This window comes from Microvirga tunisiensis (assembly GCF_009296175.1).
GTDB classification, from domain to species: Bacteria; Pseudomonadota; Alphaproteobacteria; order Rhizobiales; family Beijerinckiaceae; genus Microvirga; species Microvirga tunisiensis.
On the sequence record NZ_VOSK01000117.1, the window covers coordinates 1 to 19,763 of the forward strand.

Annotated in this window: 22 protein-coding genes, 1 tRNA gene and 1 pseudogene; 9 read left to right on the plus strand and 15 right to left on the minus strand. The window is 63.1% G+C overall.

Annotated features, from left to right (window positions below):
• The 4 genes from FS320_RS23055 to FS320_RS23070 all read right to left on the minus strand — a co-directional run.
• Nucleotides 1–855 (minus strand): Gfo/Idh/MocA family protein (locus FS320_RS23055; protein ID WP_152714273.1); only part of this gene is annotated, 855 nt, incomplete at its 3' end.
• A gap of 250 nt (nt 856–1,105) precedes the next feature.
• Complete coding sequence (locus FS320_RS23060) at nt 1,106–1,891, minus strand: ATP-binding cassette domain-containing protein (RefSeq protein ID WP_192926320.1); 786 nt, start codon at nt 1,889–1,891, stop codon at nt 1,106–1,108.
• Nucleotides 1,891–3,033 (minus strand): ABC transporter permease, encoded by a 1,143-nt coding sequence (locus FS320_RS23065; RefSeq protein WP_244627315.1) that lies wholly within the window; start codon nt 3,031–3,033, stop codon nt 1,891–1,893. The genes FS320_RS23060 and FS320_RS23065 overlap by 1 nt, the downstream gene beginning before the upstream one ends.
• A 70-nt stretch (nt 3,034–3,103) precedes the next feature.
• Entirely contained in the window at nt 3,104–4,045 is a 942-nt protein-coding gene (locus FS320_RS23070) for a sugar ABC transporter substrate-binding protein (protein ID WP_152714274.1), read from the minus strand.
• Between the two features lie 261 nt (nt 4,046–4,306).
• On the opposite strand from FS320_RS23070, the gene FS320_RS23075 reads away from it, so the two are divergent.
• Entirely contained in the window at nt 4,307–5,170 is an 864-nt protein-coding gene (locus FS320_RS23075) for a MurR/RpiR family transcriptional regulator (protein WP_152714275.1), read from the plus strand.
• Nucleotides 5,171–5,376: 206 nt separating this feature from the next.
• Here the strand turns inward: FS320_RS23075 and iolG are convergent, their stop codons facing one another.
• Nucleotides 5,377–6,366 carry an inositol 2-dehydrogenase gene (gene iolG, locus FS320_RS23080; RefSeq protein ID WP_152714276.1) on the minus strand — a complete coding sequence of 330 codons (990 nt, stop codon included), beginning with the start codon at nt 6,364–6,366 and terminating at the stop codon, nt 5,377–5,379.
• A gap of 145 nt (nt 6,367–6,511) precedes the next feature.
• Here iolG and FS320_RS23085 point away from each other — a divergent pair, with 145 nt between their 5' ends.
• The 6 genes from FS320_RS23085 (at nt 6,512) to FS320_RS23110 (ending at nt 12,865) form a co-directional block, all read left to right on the plus strand.
• Nucleotides 6,512–8,425, plus strand: a complete 1,914-nt coding sequence (locus FS320_RS23085; protein ID WP_152714277.1) for a bifunctional 5-dehydro-2-deoxygluconokinase/5-dehydro-2-deoxyphosphogluconate aldolase — start codon at nt 6,512–6,514, stop codon at nt 8,423–8,425.
• A gap of 103 nt (nt 8,426–8,528) precedes the next feature.
• Nucleotides 8,529–10,376, plus strand: coding sequence for a 3D-(3,5/4)-trihydroxycyclohexane-1,2-dione acylhydrolase (decyclizing) (iolD, locus tag FS320_RS23090; RefSeq protein WP_152714278.1), 1,848 nt, complete (start codon nt 8,529–8,531; stop codon nt 10,374–10,376).
• 194 nt (nt 10,377–10,570) lie between these two features.
• A complete protein-coding gene (gene iolE / locus FS320_RS23095) occupies nt 10,571–11,455 on the plus strand; it encodes a myo-inosose-2 dehydratase (protein ID WP_152714279.1) in 885 nt (294 codons plus the stop codon).
• A gap of 12 nt (nt 11,456–11,467) precedes the next feature.
• Nucleotides 11,468–12,271 carry a 5-deoxy-glucuronate isomerase gene (iolB, locus tag FS320_RS23100; protein WP_152714280.1) on the plus strand — a complete coding sequence of 268 codons (804 nt, stop codon included), beginning with the start codon at nt 11,468–11,470 and terminating at the stop codon, nt 12,269–12,271.
• Nucleotides 12,272–12,323: 52 nt separating this feature from the next.
• Nucleotides 12,324–12,521 (plus strand): hypothetical protein, encoded by a 198-nt coding sequence (locus FS320_RS23105; protein WP_152714281.1) that lies wholly within the window; start codon nt 12,324–12,326, stop codon nt 12,519–12,521.
• A 176-nt stretch (nt 12,522–12,697) separates the two neighbouring features.
• Nucleotides 12,698–12,865, plus strand: a complete 168-nt coding sequence (locus FS320_RS23110) for a YqaE/Pmp3 family membrane protein (RefSeq protein WP_152714282.1) — start codon at nt 12,698–12,700, stop codon at nt 12,863–12,865.
• Nucleotides 12,866–12,978: 113 nt separating this feature from the next.
• On the opposite strand, the gene FS320_RS23115 is transcribed toward FS320_RS23110, so the two are convergent.
• From FS320_RS23115 to FS320_RS23130, 4 genes are all read right to left on the minus strand, one after another.
• A complete protein-coding gene (locus FS320_RS23115; RefSeq protein WP_152714283.1) occupies nt 12,979–13,335 on the minus strand; it encodes a hypothetical protein in 357 nt (118 codons plus the stop codon).
• Nucleotides 13,336–13,784: 449 nt separating this feature from the next.
• A tRNA-Arg gene (locus tag FS320_RS23120) sits at nt 13,785–13,861 on the minus strand.
• A gap of 287 nt (nt 13,862–14,148) precedes the next feature.
• A complete protein-coding gene (locus FS320_RS23125; RefSeq protein WP_152714284.1) occupies nt 14,149–14,829 on the minus strand; it encodes a TerC family protein in 681 nt (226 codons plus the stop codon).
• Between the two features lie 190 nt (nt 14,830–15,019).
• Nucleotides 15,020–15,364, minus strand: a complete 345-nt coding sequence (locus FS320_RS23130) for a hypothetical protein (RefSeq protein ID WP_152714285.1) — start codon at nt 15,362–15,364, stop codon at nt 15,020–15,022.
• Nucleotides 15,365–15,598: 234 nt separating this feature from the next.
• On the opposite strand from FS320_RS23130, the gene FS320_RS23135 reads away from it, so the two are divergent.
• On the plus strand, nt 15,599–16,018 hold the full coding sequence (locus FS320_RS23135; RefSeq protein WP_152714286.1) for a nuclear transport factor 2 family protein: 420 nt from the start codon (nt 15,599–15,601) through the stop codon (nt 16,016–16,018).
• A gap of 48 nt (nt 16,019–16,066) precedes the next feature.
• Here FS320_RS23135 and FS320_RS23140 read toward each other — a convergent pair whose 3' ends face one another.
• The 5 genes from FS320_RS23140 to FS320_RS23160 form a co-directional block, all read right to left on the minus strand.
• Nucleotides 16,067–16,816: a pseudouridine synthase gene (locus tag FS320_RS23140; protein ID WP_152714287.1), complete on the minus strand. Its 750-nt coding sequence runs from the start codon at nt 16,814–16,816 to the stop codon at nt 16,067–16,069.
• On the minus strand, nt 16,813–17,727 hold the full coding sequence (locus FS320_RS23145) for a class I SAM-dependent methyltransferase (RefSeq protein ID WP_162866298.1): 915 nt from the start codon (nt 17,725–17,727) through the stop codon (nt 16,813–16,815). Before FS320_RS23145 ends, FS320_RS23140 begins: the two co-directional genes overlap by 4 nt.
• Nucleotides 17,728–17,788: 61 nt before the next feature.
• Nucleotides 17,789–18,007 (minus strand): hypothetical protein, encoded by a 219-nt coding sequence (locus FS320_RS23150; RefSeq protein WP_192926321.1) that lies wholly within the window; start codon nt 18,005–18,007, stop codon nt 17,789–17,791.
• Between the two features lie 92 nt (nt 18,008–18,099).
• Entirely contained in the window at nt 18,100–18,309 is a 210-nt protein-coding gene (locus tag FS320_RS23155) for a cold-shock protein (RefSeq protein ID WP_152714289.1), read from the minus strand.
• 270 nt (nt 18,310–18,579) lie between these two features.
• Entirely contained in the window at nt 18,580–18,918 is a 339-nt protein-coding gene (locus FS320_RS23160) for a hypothetical protein (protein WP_152714290.1), read from the minus strand.
• A 237-nt stretch (nt 18,919–19,155) separates the two neighbouring features.
• Between FS320_RS23160 and FS320_RS23165 the strand changes: the two genes are divergently transcribed.
• Nucleotides 19,156–19,440 carry a hypothetical protein gene (locus FS320_RS23165; RefSeq protein ID WP_152714291.1) on the plus strand — a complete coding sequence of 95 codons (285 nt, stop codon included), beginning with the start codon at nt 19,156–19,158 and terminating at the stop codon, nt 19,438–19,440.
• A gap of 11 nt (nt 19,441–19,451) precedes the next feature.
• Here FS320_RS23165 and FS320_RS46100 read toward each other — a convergent pair.
• A pseudogene (locus tag FS320_RS46100) lies at nt 19,452–19,763 on the minus strand (hypothetical protein); the annotation flags it as partial.

The window sequence follows — 19,763 nt, forward strand, 5'->3', positions numbered from 1 at the left end:
ATGCGTTTGCCCGGCAAATGCGGCTCCATCCGATCCCACTGGTGATCTTTCAACATCAGACGAACTCCGCTCACCCAAGCCTCCGCGCCCAAAAGGAGCTTGAATCAGATTTGCGAGTCCGTCGAAAGCCTGAATGTCAACGCGCTCTAGGGCGGTGGCGATGTCGTAGGTCTCGACGGCTCGGCGGCCGCCACCGTTTACCGGGCGATCCGCATATGGCTTCGCCATATGCCCGCAGACACGACGCACGCCGCCGAACAGGATCCGGATCAGGCTCAGCGCATGGACGCCGAAATCGTCGAGCGCGCCATGGCCGGAAGTCGCCTCGCTCTTCCAGTAGAAGAACTCCTCTGGGTTCGCCATGAAATCCTCGTCCATCTCAAGGCGCACATGATGGACCTCGCCGATCCGGCCCTCGTCGAGAAGACGGCGGATCAGACGGATGACGGGGTTCTGGATGTAGTTGTAACCGAGGGCTGCGACCCTGCCCGAGGCCCGGGCGGCGGCGAGCATCCGCTCCGCATCGGGCAGGCGCGTTGCCATCGGCTTCTCGCACCAGACATGCTTGCCCGCCTCCAGCGCCGCGATCGCCATCTCGGGATGGAAGGCGTTAGGCGTGGTGATCGACACCACGTCGACAGCCGGATCGGTGACGAGAGAGCGCCAGTCGCCGGTGGCGCGCGCAAAGCCGAGTTCACGCGCTTTCCTCTCAGCGAGTTCCTGCGAGGTTTCCGCCAAGACCGCAAGGCGTGGCCGATCCACGTCCCCGAAGACCGCCGCAACGGCGTTCCAGGCCAAGGCATGGCACTTGCCCATGTAGCCGGTGCCGATGAGGCCTATGCCGAGTGATGTCATGCGTCATGCTCCTGACTTGATGGGGATGCCCTCATCCTGAGAGGCTGGCTCGATGTTCGGCCTCCCTCGCCGTCATGGCCGGGCGTGTCACGGCCATCCCGGTGGGAAGAGTGCTACCGCCTCATTCCATCGGGATCACCGGCACAAGGCCGGTGATGACGGGAAGAAGCAGCGGGCCCTTTATCATTCAGCCTCTGAGGAGGTCGCGTAGCAGGCTACTCAGGATGAAGGTTGGGCTAGATGTGATCTATCAGACCATCCCACCTAGCTCTTCCGACACCGCCTGCAACTCCTTGCCGCCGGCCATGAGGTTCTGCAGCTCGTCGATCGGAATCTGCGACTTTTCATAAGTGCCCAGCGTCTTGCCGCGGTTGAGCACCGTGAAGCGGTCGCCCACCGCGTAGGCGTGACGCACGTTGTGCGTGATGAAGATCACGCCGAGGCCTTTTTGACGCACTTGGTGGATGTACTTGAGCACCATGGAGGTCTGCGCCACGCCCAGCGCCGAAGTCGGCTCGTCGAGGATCAGCACCTTCGCACCGAAATAAACCGCGCGCGCGATCGCCACGCATTGGCGCTCGCCGCCGGAGAGGGTGCCAACGGCCTGGTGGGGATCGCGCACGTCGATGCCGATCTTGTGCATCTCCTCTCGCGTGACCTCGTCGCAATGGTCGAAATCCACATTGCGGAACGGCCAGATGCCCTTCACCGGCTCGCGGCCCATGAAGAAGTTGCGCGTGACCGACATGAGGGGGATCATCGCAAGATCCTGATAGACCGTTGCGATGCCCGTATCGAGCGCATCGCGCGGGCTGGCGAACGACACCGGCCGACCTTCGACCAGGAAGTCGCCCGAGGTCGGCTTGTGCACGCCGGCCAGCGTCTTGATCAGCGTCGACTTGCCGGCGCCGTTGTCGCCGAGCAGGCACATGACCTCGCCGCGATGAACGGAAAGCGATACGCCCGAGAGCGCGATCACCGAGCCGAAATGCTTGACGAGGTTGCGGATCTCGATGAGAGGAGCTTCTTTGTCCATCAGCGCTCTCCCGTCACCTTGCGGCGGATGAAGTTGTTGAACAGCACTGCGAGCAGCAGCATGGCGCCCAAGAAAACCTGGAACCAGTCGGAATCGAAACGCGTGTAGGTCAGTCCGATCGAGACCATGCCGAAGATGATGGCGCCGAAGAAGGCACCGATGGCCGAGCCGTAGCCGCCGGTGAGCAAACATCCGCCGATCACCGCCGCGATGATCGCCTCGAACTCCTTTTGGAAGCCGCGCCGCGCATCGGTGGAGCCCGCATCGAGCACGGTGAGAATAGCCACGAGGGCGGCCGCAGCGGCAGTGAGCATGAACAGCGCCGTCTTCACCCGGTCCACCGGCACACCGGAATTGCGCGCCGCATTGGCATCGCCGCCTGCCGCGAAGATCCAGTTGCCGGCACGCGTGCGCAGGAGAAGCCAAGTGGCGACGAGCGCAAAGCCAATGAACCAGACGATGGAGACCGGCATGCCCGTCACGGTCGGTGTACCGTTCGGAAACTTGGCGATGATGTCGTGCGCTGCGAGCCAGGAGAATACACCCTCGAAGGCAACGCCCGAGAAGAGTTCGCGGATGAGACCTTCGCCAGCCTGATCGCCGATGCTGCGCATCTGGGTCGATCCGCCGGTCGCCCACTTCAACCCGACGAGCGAGAGACCGCGCAGGATGAACAGGAAGGCGAGCGTGACGATGAACGAAGGAAGCCTGGTGCGGATCACCATTTGGCCGTTCAAGCCGCCGAGCACGGCTGCGACGACGAAAGTGGCGAGAATGGCCAAAAGCAGAGGCCAGCCGCTGAGCGTGATGAAGGCGCCGAAGACGAGGCCGGTGAAGGCCACCATCGAGCCGATGGAGAGATCGAACTCGCCGCCGATCATCAGCAGAGCCGCCGCAATCGCCAGGATTCCGAGCTGCGAGGCGGGCGACAGGATATTCATGATGCCCGCGAGCGTGAACATGGACGCGTCGGCGGTGGAGAGAAAGAAGATCGTGACCAGGACGAGACCGGCAAGCGCGCCGAGCTCGGGCCGCCGCATGATCTTGGTGAGAAGGGAGACCTCCCGCAGGCGCTCGTCCTGGATCTTCTTGACGGCTGTGGCCGGTGCAAGATCGGCGGTCGGCTGGGTGGTGTTGACCATGAGCGCCTCCCCATATGAATCCATGAAAAAGAGAAGCCCGCGATCACAAGATCGCGGGCTCGGGCAACGATCAGCGAATGCCCTTGGCGGACAGCTCGACCACCTGATTGGCCTTTTCCTTCGTGATCAGGTTCGGGCCGGAGGCCACATCGCCGCCGGGCATCAGGCCGTACTTGGCGTAGTTCGCCAGAAGCACCACCGGCAAATAGCCCTGCAGGTATTGCTGCTGGTCGATGGCGAAGACGGCCTCACCGTTGGCCACCGACTTGAGGAAGCCGGCCGACATGTCGAAGGTGGCGACACGGATGGCGCCAGTCTTGCCTGCCTCCTTCACCGCCGCGACCGAGGGCTCGCCCGCCGTGCCCGCGCCGAGCGCCAGGATCGTATCGACGGACGCGTCTGCAGCAACCGCCGCCTTCACCTTGGCCCGTATATCTGCCGGATCATTCGTGACGGGGAGAACCGTCACCTTGCCGCCGAAGCCTTCCGTGAAGCCCTTGCAGCGCAGATCGAGCGAGACGTTGCCGACCTCTTGGTTCACGCAGAGGCCGACTTTGCCGCCCATCTCCTTGAGCTTGGCGCCTGCGATGCGACCGGCCTCAACCTCGTCCTGACCCACATGGAGCAGCGCGCCGAGCTTCTTCGACACGTCGGAGCCGGAATTCATGGAGATTACCGGAATGCCTGCGGCCACCGCCTTCTGGATCGACGGGCCAAGCGCCGAGGCGTCGGGGATCGAGACGATCAGACCGGCCGGCTTCTGGTTCACGGCCGCGTCGATGAGCTGGCCCATGGCGACCATATCGAAGGTCTCGGGCGCACGGTAATCGACCTGAACCTTCATGTCCTGGCCGGCCGCTGCCACGCCGTTCTTCACCACCGACCAGAACGGGTCATTGGCCTGTCCATGGCTGACGACGATAATGCGGGAATTCTGCTGCGCGGCCGCCGGAGCGGCGGTGGCGAGGGTCAGAGCTGCCGCGGCAGCCAGACCGGTAACGAATGATTTCATGTGCTTCCTCCCAGATGGTTCTCACGCGAGCACCGCAACGCCTGTGCGTTGCAGCGAACGCCGCGGCCTTGCCGCTTGCCTCAAGAGGCAGAGAGAAAACAAATGAGCCGAAGGGCGAATCACCGTCCGTACAGCGTTCCCTCTGCCGATCCGATCGTCCGCTGAAACGGAACGTCAGAACCTTTTTGTTTCTATATTGGAATTTTTATTCCATTTTTGTAGGATCGGTGTCAAGGCCGATCTGACGTCTTGAGGCCTGCGATGGAAACCGAGGACAGCATGGGCGGCGCGGAAGCGATAGTGACGGAGACCCCAGACGATTTTGACGGACTTCGAACACTCCTGCTCAGCCGCCGTGAGTCGATGCCGAAGCGATTGAAGCAGATCGCCGCCTTCGCTCTCGAGCACCCTGAGGATGTGGCCTTCGGAACGGTGGCCGGCATTGCCGAACACGCCGGCGTGCAGCCGTCCACCCTCGTGCGTTTCGCCAAGAGCCTCGGCTATGACGGCTTCTCTCACCTGCAGCAGATCTTCCGCGACCGCCTGCGGGAGCGCTTTCCAGACTACCGCGAGCGCCTGAGGGGTCTGCGCGATGCCGAGGGGCACCACGTTCATGCGGCGTCGCTGCTCGAAGGCTTCACCAGTGCCGCAGCCGTCTCCCTGGAGAGGATGCAGGCCTCCGTGCGGCCCGAGGAACTCTCCCGCGCTATCGAGACATTGGCTAAGGCCGATACCGTCTATCTCCTGGGCGCCCGGCGAGTGTTCCCGGTCATCGCCTATTGCGCCTATGCCTTCGGGAAGCTGGGAGTGCGGGCCATCCTCATCGACCATGTCGGCCAGCTCGGCCCCGAGCAGCTCGCCATCGCCACCAAGCGCGATGCGGTGCTTGCCATCAGCTTCACGCCCTATGCGCCCGTCACGGCCGATCTCGCTGCGGCTGCCGCGCAGCGCGATGTGCCGGTGGTCGCGATCACGGATTCGGCCTTCAGCCCGCTGGTAACGAATGCCGATGTCTGGCTCGAAGTGGCGGAGGCCGATTTCGGCGCCTTTCGGTCGCTCTCCGCTTCGTTTGCGCTGGCGATGGCGCTCGCCGTCGGCACGGCGGAGAAGCGGGCGGAAGGATAACGCTCGCTACTTGGGCGGCGGAGATGACTTCAAGTCATCTTTGTCACGGCCAGGGTTGACCTAGCCTTCTCGATCGCTGGCCCTCTCGATCAGAAGAGAGCTTCTCTCAATCGGGATCACCGGCACAAGGCCGGTGATGACTTGGATAACTTGGCCCACAGCTTATCCTAGGCTCCCCCGGCACGACCCTGGGATAGCGTATGAGATCAAAGCCGGACCGGCTTCCCGCTCTGTGCCGATTCCGTTGCGGCATCCGCAAGGCGCTGGGCCATTAGGCCATCGCGGCCAGTGGGGCTGCAGGGCTTGCCGTCGCGGATGGCGTTCAGGAACGTGGTGAGCTCATCGCGATAGGCTTCAGCATAGCGTTCCAGGAAGAAGTCCTGCACGGGATCGGCGGTGATGCCCAAGGCGTTCGCCACCTCCACCGTCGTGCGGTGGATGTTGCCGGCGCGGATCATGCCCTTGGAGCCATGGACTTCGACTCGCTGGTCGTAACCATAAGTGGCGCGGCGGGAATTGGAGATCTGCACGATCCGGCCCTTGGCGGTCTTCAGCATTACGGCGGCCGTATCCACATCGCCGGCCTGGCCGATAGCCGGATCGACAAGGGAGGAGCCGACCGCATGCACTTCCACCGGCTCATCGCCGAGCAGCAGGAAGCGTGCCATGTCGAGATCGTGGATCATCATGTCCCGGAACAGGCCACCGGAGGTCGCGATGTAGCTCACCGGCGGCGGGCCGGGATCGCGGGAGAGAATGGTGACGAGTTCCACCTCGCCCACTTCGCCGTCGGCGAGGCGGCGGCGCAGGGACGCGAAATTCGGATCGAAGCGGCGGTTGAAGCCGATCATCAGCGGCGTTCCCGCCTTCTCGACGGTGGCGAGACAGGTTTCGATGCGCTCGCTCGACAGGTCGACCGGCTTCTCGCAGAACACGGCCTTGCCGGCGCGCGCGCCACGCTCGATCAGATCGGCGTGAGTGGTGGTCGGCGTGCAGACGAGGATGGCGTCCACGTCCGAACGCTCGACGATCGCATCGAGCGACGCGACCTCCGCGCCCGCCGCCGCTGCCAGCTCCTGCGCGGCAGGCGCATGCGGATCGGCCACCGCAACGAGGCGGGCATCGGGATGATTGGCGGCGTTGCGCCCGTGAATGCGGCCGATGCGGCCGGCGCCCAGTACGGCGATCCTGATCATGTTTTCCCCCTGATTCTTTGCCGGTTCACGGCAAATTTGGAATTGATATTCCAACATAAGCTGGTAATAGAATAAACGTTCTATAACGGCAAGAGCCAAGCGCGGCTCTCACACGGTTTATAAGACCGGGAGCGGGAGGAATAGCATGAAGCCAGCCCTGGATGTGATCACCATTGGCCGCGCCTCGGTCGATCTCTACGGTCAGCAGGTGGGTGGGCGGCTTGAGGACATGGCCTCCTTCTCCAAGGCGGTCGGCGGATGCCCCGCGAACATCGCCATCGGCACGGCGCGACTTGGCCTGAAATCAGGGCTCGTGACCCGGGTGGGCGACGAGGCCATGGGCCGTTTCATCCGCGAGCAGATGGAGCGCGAAGGCGTCGCGACGGATGGCATCGTCACCGATGAGCAGCGCCTCACAGCGCTCGTGATTCTCGGCGTCAGGGACGAGGATTCCTTCCCGCTGATCTTCTATCGCGACAACTGCGCCGATATGGCGCTCAATGAGAACGATATCGACGAGAGCTTCATCGCGTCCGCCGCCGCCATCGTCGTCACCGGCACGCACTTTTCACGGGAAACGACCGCCGCCGCGCAGAAGAAGGCGATCCGCATCGCGAAGGAGAACGGCCGCAAGGTGGTGCTCGACGTGGATTACCGCCCCAACCTTTGGGGCCTTCTCGGCCACGGCGCGGGCGAATCGCGCTATGTGCGCTCGGACGCGGTGACGGAGCACTTGAAGCCGATCCTCGCCGATTGCGATCTCGTCGTCGGCACCGAGGAGGAACTGCACATCGCGGGCGGGTCCGAGGATACGCTCGCCGCCATCCGGGCCATTCGGACCATCTCGAAGGCCACCATCGTGTGCAAGCGCGGCCCCATGGGCTGCGTGGTGTTTCCGGGTGAGATCCCCGCCTCGCTCGACGATGGCGTGAGGGGACCGGGCTTTCCCGTCGAAGTCTATAACGTGCTCGGCGCCGGCGATGCCTTTCTCTCCGGCTTTCTCTGCGGATGGCTGCGGGATGAAAAGCTCGAGACCTGCTGTGCCTATGCCAATGCCAGCGGCGCCTTCGCGGTCTCGCGCCTGCTCTGCTCGCCCGAGATCCCGACCTTCCCCGAACTGCAGCACTTCCTGAAACAGGGCAGCCGCCACAAGGCGCTGCGCTTCGACGAGGGGATCAATCACATCCACTGGGCGACGACGCGAAGACCGCGACCCGATACGCTCATGGCGCTCGCCATCGATCACCGCATGCAGCTGGAAGCGATGGCGAAGGAGATCGGCGCGCCCATCGAGCGCATTCCCGACTTCAAGGTTCTCGCCGTGCAGGCTGCGGCGCGAGTGGCGGGTGGCCGCCCCGGCTTCGGCATGCTGATCGACGGCACCTATGGCCGCGAGGCCCTGTTCCGCGCCGCCGATCATCCGTTCTGGATCGGCCGCCCGGTGGAGCTGCCGGGCTCGCGCCCGCTCGATTTCGAAGGCGGCGGCTCGCTCGGCGCGAAGCTCGTGGAATGGCCGGTCGGGCACGCGATCAAATGCCTGTGCTTCTACCATCCGGACGATCCGCCGGAACTGAAGGACCGCCAGGAACGCGACCTGCTTCGCCTGCACGACGCCGCGCGGCGCATCGGCCGCGAATTGCTGGTGGAGATCATCGCGGGCAAGCATGGGTCCCTCAAGACCGATACGGTGGCCGGCATCCTGCAGCGCCTCTACGATCTCGGCATCAAGCCCGATTGGTGGAAGCTCGAGCCGCAGCGGGACGAAGCCGCCTGGCATGCCATCGGTGACGTGATCACCGAGAACGACGCTTACTGCCGCGGCATCGTGCTGCTCGGACTCGAAGCGCCCGAGGACGAGCTGGAAGCCGCCTTTGCCGCGGCCGCCAAGGAGCCGCAGGTGAAGGGCTTTGCCGTGGGCCGGACGATCTTCAACGATGCCGCGCGGCGCTGGCTCAAGGGCGAGATGTCGGACGAAGCCGCCGTCAACGACATGGCCTCACGCTTTCAACGCCTCGTCGATTCATGGCAAAAGGTATCCGCCCGCGCGAAGGTTGCCTAATACCAAGGGCGGAGCCTCTGCCTGGCTCTGTCCTCTTTTCACGGACGAGAAAACCTGAGAACGCTGCCGCCTCGGTTGCCAGCGCCATTCGAGAGGAAACCGTATGAGCACGATCCGCCTGACCATGGCGCAAGCCGTTGCCCGCTTCCTGACGGCACAGAAGACGGAAATCGACGGAACAAGCCTGCCGCTCTTCGGCGGCGTCTGGGCCATCTTCGGCCACGGCAACGTGGCCGGCATGGGCGAGGCGCTGCACGGCGTGCGCGACCGGCTTCCCACCTACCGCGCCCACAATGAGCAGGGCATGGCGCATGCGGCCATTGCGTTTGCCAAGGCCTCGCGCCGGCGCCGCATGATGGCCTGCACCACCTCCATCGGCCCGGGCGCCACGAACATGGTGACGGCCGCTGCCGTGGCCCATGTGAACCGCCTTCCCGTGCTGCTCCTCCCCGGCGACGTCTTCGCCAGTCGCAGGCCCGACCCGGTGCTGCAGCAGATCGAAAGCTTTTCCGACGGCACGGTCTCGGCGAACGATTGCTTCCGGCCCGTTTCCCGCTATTTCGACCGCATCACGCGGCCCGAGCAGATCATACCAGCGCTCCAGCGCGCCATGACCGTACTCACGGACCCGGCCGAGTGTGGTCCGGTGACGCTTGCCCTCTGCCAGGATACGCAGACCGAGGCCTACGATTATCCGGAAAGCTTCTTTGCAGATAAGATCTGGACCCCGCGCCGCATCCGTCCCGATGAGACAGAGCTCGCGGAAGCCGCCGATCTCGTCCGCAACGCGAAGAAGCCCTTCATCGTCGCCGGCGGCGGCGTGCTCTATTCGAATGCCGAAAGGGTGCTGGCGGATTTCGCACAGAAGCACGGCCTCTTCATCGGCGAAACGCAGGCCGGCAAGTCGAGCATCCCGCATGACCATCCAGCCAGCCTCGGCGCCATCGGCGTCACCGGCACGGGTGCCGCCAATGCGCTCGCCGAAGAGGCCGACGTCGTGATCGCGGTGGGCACGCGCCTGCAGGATTTCACCACCGGCTCCTGGGCCCTGTTCAAGAATCCGAAACGGCGCATCGTCGGCCTCAACGTGCAGGCTTTCGACGCGACCAAGCACAATGCGGTTCCGCTCGTCGCCGATGCGCGCGTGGGGCTTGAAGAACTGAGCCAAGCGCTTGGCGGCTGGAAAGCGCCGGAAGTCTGGACGACGAAGGCGCGTGACGAGAAGGCGCGCTGGTTCGAGTCCGCCGCGCGCTACACGGACCCGACCAATGCTGAGCTTCCGTCCGATGCTCAGGTGATCGGCGCGGTGCAGCGAACCTCATCGCCGACCGACGTGGTGGTCTGCGCGGCCGGTGGCCTGCCGGGCGAGCTGCACAAGCATTGGAAAGCAAGCACGGCGCTGGGCTATCACATGGAATACGGCTATTCCTGCATGGGATACGAGATCGCAGGCGGCCTCGGCGTGAAGATGGCCGATCCGTCCCGAGAGGTCATCGTGATGGTGGGCGACGGATCCTATCTCATGATGAATTCGGAACTCGCCACCTCCGTGATGCTGGGACAGAAGCTTACCGTCGTGCTGCTCGACAACCGCGGCTACGGCTGCATCAACCGCCTGCAGCGCGCCACCGGCGGCGAAAGCTTCAACAACCTGCTGCAGCACACGAACCATGTGACGCTCCCGGAGTTGGACTTCGCGGCCCATGCGGCCAGCCTCGGCGCGCAGACGATCAAGGTGAAGGGCATCGGCGAACTGGAGGATGCGCTGCGACAAGCACGTCAGGCCGAGCGCAGCACCGTCATTGTCATCGACACCGATCCCCTCGCCTCCACCGATGCAGGCGGCTATTGGTGGGATGTGGCGGTGCCGGAGGTTTCGGTGCGCGATCAGGTGAAGACCGCACGCAAGAATTACGAAGATGCCCTCGGCGCGCAGCGCGTGGGCGACTGACGGGTTCAAACAACATCACCCTCATCCTGAGGAGCCGCGCCAGCGGCGTCTCGAAGGAGGCTCCAGTGCTCTCTGGAACCTCCTTCGAGATGGGCCTGAAGGCTCTCCTCAGGATGAGGTAAGAGGATGAACGAATGGTCCTTTCGGATGAAATTCCGGGGACCTCATGGAAGAGTGAAGAAGGATAGACGCACATGACGATCCGCATCGGGGCCAATCCCATCGGCTGGTCCAACGACGACATGCTGGAGCTCGGCGGCGAGACGCCGCTGGAGGTGTGCCTCGCCGAGGCCAAGGAAGCGGGCTTTGAGGGCATGGAACTCGGCAACAAGTTTCCACGCGAGCCGGAAGCGCTGAAGAAGGCGCTGGCTCCGTTCGGCCTCGCCTGCGTGTCCGGCTGGTATTCCGCCGAGCTGTTGAAGCGTGATGCGGAGGCGGAGATGAAGGCGCTGCGCCCACATCTCGATCTGCTCAAAAGCATGGGTTCGAACGTGCTCGTCTTCGCCGAGACCTCGAACGCCATCCATGGCGACCGGTCCAAGCCTCTCTCGCAGCGTCCCGTCATGCAAGCCGGCGACTGGGCCGAGTTCGGCCGCCGCCTGACACAGGTGGCGGAGCGCACCCTGCAGGAAGGCGTACGCGTGGTCTATCACCACCACATGGGCACCATCGTGGAATCGGAGGCCGATATCGATGCCTTCATGCGCTCGACCGGCGAAGCCGTGCACCTTCTGCTCGATACGGGACATGCTACCTGGGGCGGCGCGAACCCGGCGGCACTCGCACGCCGCTATCGCAGCCGCATCAGCCACGTGCACACGAAGGATGTACGCAAGGACGTGATGGAAAAGTCGCGGGCGCAGGGTTGGAGTTTCCTCGATTCCGTCATCGAAGGCGTCTATACGGTGCCCGGTGACGGCATGGTGGATTTCGTTTCCGTGTTCAAGGAACTGCCGGGCTATAGCGCCTGGGTGGTGATCGAGGCGGAGCAGGACCCGAAGAAGGCCCACCCGCTGACCTATGCCAAGATGGGCTATGCCAATCTTACCCGGTACCTCAAGGAAGCCGGCCTGCTATAAGGGAGAGATGCGATGTCGAAGCTTCTCGTCAAACCGTCGAAGCCTGATAACCAAGGGCGCATCCACGCCATCACGCCTGAATCGGCCGAGTGGACCTATGTAGGGTTCGAGGTCTACCAGCTCAAAAGCGGTCAGAGCTTACGGCAGGCGACGGAAGGCCGCGAAGCCTGCATCGTCCTGCTTTCAGGCAAGGCACGCGTGGCGGCCTCGGGACAGGATTTCGGCGTGATCGGCGGACGCACCTCGCCATTCGAGGCGGATCCATGGTCGCTCTATGCACCCGCCCACTCCGAATGGTCCCTGGAGGCGCAGACCGATTGCGAGATCGCCGTCTGCACGGCGCCTGCGGAAGGCAAGCTCCCAGCGCGCGTGATCGGCCCTGACCAGGTGGGTCAGGAAACCCGCGGCCAGGGCACCAACACGCGCCATGTGCGCAACATCCTGCCGGAGACGGAGCCGGCGGAGAGTCTGCTCGTTGTCGAGGTCATCACGCCGTCGGGCCATTGGTCGAGCTATCCGCCGCACAAGCACGACCGGGACATGCTGCCGAACGAGTCGCTGCTCGAAGAGACCTATTACCACCGCCTCAATCCGCCCTCCGGCTTTGCGCTCCAGAGGGTCTATACGGACGACCGCTCCCTCGACGAGACGCTGGCGGCGGCGAACGGCGACGTGGTGCTGGTGCCCAAGGGCTATCACCCTGTCGGCGCGCCGCATGGCTATGAACTCTATTATCTGAACGTGATGGCGGGCCCGAAGCGGATCTGGAAGTTCCACAACGATCCGGATCACGAGTGGATGCTCGCGAAAGCTTGATCCCGCCGGATCTTTCACGCATGAGGCAAATCGAGTTCGCCTGAGAGGTTTCATGGTCTGGTCGGATTTCGCCTCGCGCGCTTTTAAGACCCTGCTCGCATTGGTAAGCACCGTCGTGATGGATTACGCGTTCCTGAATGGACGCATGACACGCCAGGCCGTGACGGGGATTGAGCGCATGGCCGCGGATGCGCCCGTTCTCATCGACCGGCTCGTCACGAGCGCTCTCAACGTCAGGTGGGACCGCTGACGCTTCAGCGGGAACCGACCACCGCCGCCTTTCTGTCCTCTCCGCCGCTGGCCTCATGACAGGGCAGACGATCGTCGCGGATGGCGGCGTCACGATCGCAATGTCGCTTGCCGGTCCCTGGAACGGAACGGCCACGGTGCCGTTCTTTCCACGGTCTCACCTCTCATCGCGATTCCATGGCAAACCTTCTGCGCATCCTGCTCGCTATCCTGCTTCCACCGGTCGGCGTGTTCTTCACCGTCGGCCTGGGTGGACAATTCTGGCTCAACATCCTCCTGACGATCCTGGGCTACATTCCAGGCATCGTTCATGCGATCTGGATCATCGCGCGTCGAACGCGTTGAGAGATGTGTGGGACAAGCATGCCGGATTTCGGCGATGTCCAAAAATCGTCGCCCACCCATAAAGATCGGAGCGACGTGTTTTCACTTGAGCATCTCGGACAGGCAGGCGCGATCTATCGGAGCCCCTGTTCGATCGCCCGATCGACCCGGCCAGGCCTTGGCCGCTCCACAGGCCAGCCATATTCGCGACGCGGATAGTAGGAGTTTCCGTAGTAACGGTTTGGAGCATGGTGATAGGACGGACGATGGCGATAGCGCTCGCGTCCATACGCTCTGCGACGCACGGTCCGGGCATTCTCATAATAGGAACCGCCTGGCTCATACCAGCCGGGGCCGTAAGGGCCATTCACCATACCATTGCGCCAGGTTCCGGTACTCTCGCCAGCCTGTACCGGAACTGATTCAAGGGTTGCGGCTCCGGAAAGGGCCAAAGCCAAAAGGCCAATCTTCAAGATACGCGAAGAAAACATTGCATTCTCCGGTGATTCACGACTGTGAACAACGTCACCATGATCGACTTCGTTCCTGACGAAGCCTTCACGACATTGATAGGAAACGGATGAAACGCGGATGAATACTTCCGTTTAGGATTGTTCATCGTCCGCCCTGGTGCCGAAGCGCACATGACGCGAAGGGTCTCGTGAACGGAGCGGGGATTGGACCGTTTCCTCTCGTGTGAAGGCATTGCTGTGTGCAAGCCAGAAAGTCGACGTCCGATGACCGTTCTCGACCCCATCTCCGGCAAGCAGGTCACGATCGACCTGTCTGGAAAGCCACGCAATTCGCGCGGGGGTGTTTGCTCTGCCGAGGAGTCTTCGCTTCGCCGTCGGGACGGATCTGTCGACTGCAAACCGGAGCCGCATGCCGGAAAAGGCGTTCGGTCCCACCAGGGACTTGGCAGCTAATATTTTGGAGAGATTGGCGCACCCGACACGATTCGAACGTGTGACCTTTGCCTTCGGAGGGCAACGCTCTATCCAGCTGAGCTACGGGTGCTTGAGGCGATGGGCCTGTTTCTTCCCTACCCGATTACGGTCTTGAGGGCAACCTCTGCCCGCAAGAGAGAGGCTGCGGCCGTCCCTCCGTCGGGGCGGCCGCAATCGCTTTCGTTCCATCTCCCTCCCGGAGGCACGGCAGGGCCTGGGACCCAGGAAAAGATGGTCTGAAAGGTTCCAGCGCACCGTGCGGAACAGTGGCCCCGGCTCTTCCGCCTCGAACGATGCGCCGCGTTAAGGGATTGGGCATCGGAGCCAAAAGTGGAGGCCACCTTTGGCTCCGATGCTTTAAGCCTCGTCGGTCGCAGTCCGCTGCCGCGAGACATAGCCGATGGCGAGCACCAGGGCGGCTCCGATGATGGCGGTGGGGATTTCCGCCTTGTGGCCAAATTCCTGACCGAGTTGCTCGACCAACCATGGATCAGAGATCAGCATCTCTCCGGCAACCCAGCCCAGAAGGGCCGCCCCGGCCCAGACGAGAAGGGGCAACCGGTCCAGGAGCGCCATAATGAGGGCAGCCCCGGCCACGATGAGCGGAATGGAGATGGCAAGGCCAATGGCGAGCAGAGCGGTGGAATCCTGTGCCACCGCGGCAATCGCCAGAACATTGTCCAGGCTCATGACCGCATCGGCGACCACGACGGTCCAGACCGCATGCCAGAGACGGTCGGTTTCCTTTACGCCTCCCTCTTCATCGTCGCCATTCAGAAGCTTCACGGCAATCCAGAGCAGGAGAAGACCGCCGACGATTTTTAGAAACGGGGTCGCAAGAAGCGCAGCCACGACGATCGTAAAGATGATCCGCAGGCCGACCGCGACGCCGGCGCCGAGAATCATACCGATGCGACGCTTGTCTTCCGGCAGGCCACGGCAGGCAAGCGCAATGACGACGGCATTGTCTCCAGACAGAATGATGTTGATCCAGATGATGCCGAGGAGTTTGATGACTTGAGGGAATAGAGCTTCCATGACGGGGAACTTAATTGGCGTTCGAGACGAACAGCGACCATGACGTGCCTGCGAACCGGCAACGGCCGGATGCAGTGGCAAGCGTAGGGTTCAAAGCCGTTCTCGAGAAACAGGAGAGGCGCCGCTTCCGGCGCGCGACACAATCGACCGGAAGCATCCAAACCTTGCCTCCAGCCAAGCTAGACCGAGTTTAGAGGCGAGGAGGTCCCGTCGCGCGCAGGGATCCAAGAACGTTGAAATTGACCGGCTGACAGGGGCTGAAGCGGTTTCCCTGCCCCAGCGTGCCCCCGGTCGCAAGAGCGATGCCCGCAGGAGCGAGAGCATCTGAACTGCCCTTCCCATCGCTCCACTCGTCCGGACTAGCCTCCCGGTCCGCTTCCCCGCTGTCGGACACGTCTGACAGCAGAAGGGTTTCTTCGAGTTGAATGAGAAGAGAAGCCCCGGAATTCGCATGGTCGATAGCCGGGAGCCAAGCCAGGAAGATCAGCCCGAGCAACGCCTGCACGATGGAGAAAGAGATGCGGGATCGGGCCAATGCTCTGTCCATCCGGGCCAAAGGTGCTCCAAGGCGGCGAACCTCACCTTCCCTAACCCGACTGGAGGCTTCAGGGCAACCGCAGCCTTTCTCAAAGGCTTATCGGGCGCCGTTCGCAGGAGCCGAAGGAGCTTGGCCGCATAGGTCGTAATAGACATTGTACAATCGATGGATCGTGTCTCAACCATTCCGCCCGGGCGCCCCGCTCAAGCTTGCTTTCCATAGGAGAGCTCAATGACGGCCCATGACGATCATGTTTCCATTCTCCGCGAAGCCTATGCCCAATGGGTTCATACCAAAGGCAGCGATTGCGAATGCTGGATGAACATCATTGCCGATGATGTCAGTCTCGGCTCCCTGGCGGACGGTTCGCCGGAAGTGCCTTTTACGGCACGCCGGAGCAGCAAGTCCGGCGTTCGCGCCTACCTCGAAGACCTCATGCATGACTGGGAGATGGTCTCCCATACCATGAGCGAGTTCATCGCCCAGGACGACCGGGTGGCTGTCGTCGGACGGGCCGTCTGGCGCCATAAGGGAACGGGCAAGGTGGCAGATACCAGAAAGGTCGATATCTGGCGCTTCCGGGACGGCAAGGCGGTCGATTTCGACGAGTATTACGACACCGCCGGGCTCATCGCTGCCGCAACGCCGTAAACGGCGCCAACGGGACCCAGCCGCGCCGGTCGCTTCCTCCTCATATGCTCAGGCCCCCTGGGCGGGCGGCAGGAGGAGGGCAAGATCGGCTTCGCCGAGCAGGCGATATTGTCCGGGCTCCAGATCCTCCGGCAGCGCCAGGGCGCCGATCCGGTCGCGGTGAAGGGCCGTGACGTGATTGCCGACCGCCGCGAACATGCGTCGGACCTGATGGTAGCGGCCTTCCGTCAGGGTCAGGTAGGCGCTGGTGCCGGAGATCGCCTCCAGCTGCGCCGGCAGGAGGGGCTTGTCCTCGCTCTCGAGCATCAGCGTCCCGGCTGCAAAAATTTCCGCCTCGTCGCCACGTAGGGGACGATCGAGACTCACGTGGTAGCGCTTGGAGATGTTCGCCCGAGGAGAGATGATCCGGTGCAGCAGATTGCCGTCATCGGTCATGAGCAGCAGCCCCGACGTATCCTTGTCGAGCCGCCCGATCGTCGAGATGGCCGGGTCGCGCCGGCGCCAGCGGTCCGGGAGCAGGCCATAGACCAGGGGTCCGGTTTCCTTGTGCGAGCAGGTGACGCCCAACGGCTTGTGCAGCATCAGCGCCAGGCCGGGCGGCGGATCGAGCGGCTTGCCCTGGACGCGCATCCGCTCCGAGAGGTCGCGGGTCACGGCGATGCGCTCGTCCGCCTCTTCGATCTCGGCTCCGTCCAGCGTGACAAGGCCGGCATGGACCAGCTGCTGCACCTCGCGGCGCGAGCCGTAGCCCATATTGGCGAGCAGCCGATCGAGACGAAGCGTCGGGACCTTGCTCATTTGACTGCCTCGTAAATCTTGTAGCCGTTCGCTTCGATCTTCGGCATCACGCGCTTGAACAGGGTCTTCAGCACGGCCTCATAGGGCAGGTGACGGTTCGCGACGAGCCAGACGACACCGCCCGGCCGGAGAGCCTCCGCGGCCCGACGGATGAAGATCTGGCCCAGGCTCTGATCCTCGGCGCCACCATCGTGGAACGGCGGGTTCATCACCACGAAATCGAGCCCCTTCAGTTCGCTGCCGCTGCGGATATCGGCCCAGCGAAGTTCCGCCCGAGAATCGTCGATGTTGCGCGCCGCCATCTCGACGGCACGACGGTCGATATCGAGCATGGCCAGATGCTCGACCTTGGGGGAGGCCAGGATGGCACGGGCGAGAGTACCGATGCCGCAGCCGAAATCGGCGCCTCGGCCACCAAGCGACGGCAGGTTCTGCTCCAGCAGGGTGCTGCCGGGATCGCGGCGGTTCCAGCTGAACACGCCGGGCCAGGTCCAGAGGCCCAAAGTTTCGTCCCGGCGAGGATGGCCCTCGGCGAGCACCTCCTCGAGACCCACCAGACATGCGGGCCGCTCGCCGGTGCAGATGCGGTGATGACGGCGCGAGGTTTCAACGACATTGCAGCCGAACCCCTTGAGTTCCTTGGCAATCCGGGAGCCGCCCTTGTCCTTGGGCGCGAGGACTGTCAGGGATCCGCCGGGCGCGAGCGCCCGCAAAGCCAGGGCCATGGTGTAGCGACGCTCCACGGTTCCGGGCGGGGCCAGGACGATCATTTCGCTGAATGACCCCTCCTCCTGCGCCTCCAGCTGTCCGGAACCGGGAATCAGAGGGGAGAACTGAATGGCCCCTGCCGGGACCTCGGCCAGTTCGGCCGGTGGCGTCCCATAGACGCCGCTTTGTTTCGTGTCTTGCAAAGTGACTGAGTCCACGCTGAACGCAGGCGTTCTTAATAGGATGCGGTCTGGAAGGTAAGTCTCAATGGCTCTGGGCGCTCGGCTTTGTATCGACAGCGCGGATTTCCGATTCTCCGACCGCGCGCTGGGCGCCGCTCACAGTATCGCGGATCCTATAGCCCAGCTCGCCGCTGCTGTTCTCCGGCATCAGGCGGATGACCTCGTAGGTGCCGCTCGTGCGATCGGCAAAATGTGTCGCGGCGGCATGAACGAGTTGGCCCATGGAATACTTGTGGATCAAAAGAACCTCCTTTGACGAAAAGCAAAAAGCCGCCCTGGACGGGCGGCTTTGCGAGGCGGCACGGAATGCCAAGCCGTCTGCTTCAACGGAAATTATGCCGCCTGGATGTTGTTGACGGCGACCTTGCCGGAGCGGCGGTCTTCGGCGGTGTCGAAGGACACCTTCTGGCCTTCGCGCAGGCCGCGGATGCCGGCACGCTCGAGCGCGGTGGCGTGGACGAACACGTCCTTGCTGCCATCGTCCGGCTGGATGAAGCCGAAGCCTTTTTGATCGTTGTAGAACTTAACGGTGCCCGTAATCATGGGAGTATCCTTGGTTAGGCTAGAAGTGCACGTGAGCAAAGGACGTGCCTTCGCACGACCTCACGCTCGGGTTCCTCGATGTTTGGAAGAGTGTCTGAACGTGCGCCTGGAAGGCCAAGGCGTAACGGCCCGATTGTCCGGCCAAATGTCGATAGAGGGTTATCTAGCGCCCACTTGCGGCGAATACAAGGCCGCGTCGTGGAAAAGCAGACGACCCTCCCTCGGAGCCTCGCATGGGGACGTGGGCAATGGCGTGCGAGAGGGCTCGCTTCAGTATTTCAGCCGCAGCACCTGAACACTCTGGCCGCCATCTGCACAGAGGATCCGGGCCCTCGGGCAGTAGGATGCATAGGCCGGAGTCGGGCAATAGGTCTGGACAAAGCTCTCGTCGATCGCGCAGGTCACGTGCACACGGTAGAAGCCCTGCGGACCGCTTGGCGCATCGTGCAGCACGGAATAGCCGAGCCCTTGGTCGGTCAACCGGGAGATGGCACGACCGGCTTGGAGCCGGCCGGCTTCGAACCGGGAGACGGTCGTCATATCGGCTGCCTGGGCTGCCGATCCCATCAGACCGGTTGCCAGCGCGATCCCCATCAATAGCCGCCTCATGCTGCGCCTCACGTAAGATATGCGAAAGGTGGGCCGTGCCGAACCCGCTTCGCCGGGAAAGCAAGGACCTGTCGAGGAATAATGCAAAGCTGCCTTCCGGGATCCATCGCGTGCATCTGCACGAAGGATTAACCACGCTTCCGACCGGGATCCACCGCCTCCCGGACTTTAAGCAACCGGTAGGATCTTCTGCCCGATAAACGCGGCTTGTTGTAAGCGTGAACTGACCAGGATCCCATGCACCACATCCATCTTGCTGAGGGTATGCGGCTTCGCTTTCCGGCGCGGAGCGCCGACTTCGACCAGGGGGTCGAGATCGGCATTGTTGCAGCGTTGATGAGCCAGGATCTGACGGAATTCACTCGCAAGATTTCGAACGACAACCTGGGCCAGGTACGGGCCCTCGTGGAGCAGTTCGGCTACCGCCTCGTCGAAGGCCAGGCGGACGGGGAGTTCGTGGAGATCAACTTCTACAGCCGCACGGCACGTCCGCGCCTGCGCGTCGTGCATTCGGGAGCCTGAACGGGCGGCCTCTAGGCCGAAAACCGCTTTTGCATGGCGCGGATGCGCTCGCGATAGGCCGTATAGAAACCGCTCATGGCGACGAGACAGGCTCCCGTGATCGTCCAGGAATCCGGCAACGACCCGAAGACCAGATAGCCGAGCGTGCCGGCCCAGATCAGCTGGACATAAGAAAACGGCGCGATCAGCGACGCATTGATGCTCCTATAAAGGTCAAGAGGTCGAAGGGACTGTCGTGGGAGCCCTGCTGGCTCGGCAGAGATAGCCGAAGATCTCCCGCGCGACAAAGCGCTTGAGGCAACGAATGATCTCCATTTTGCCCT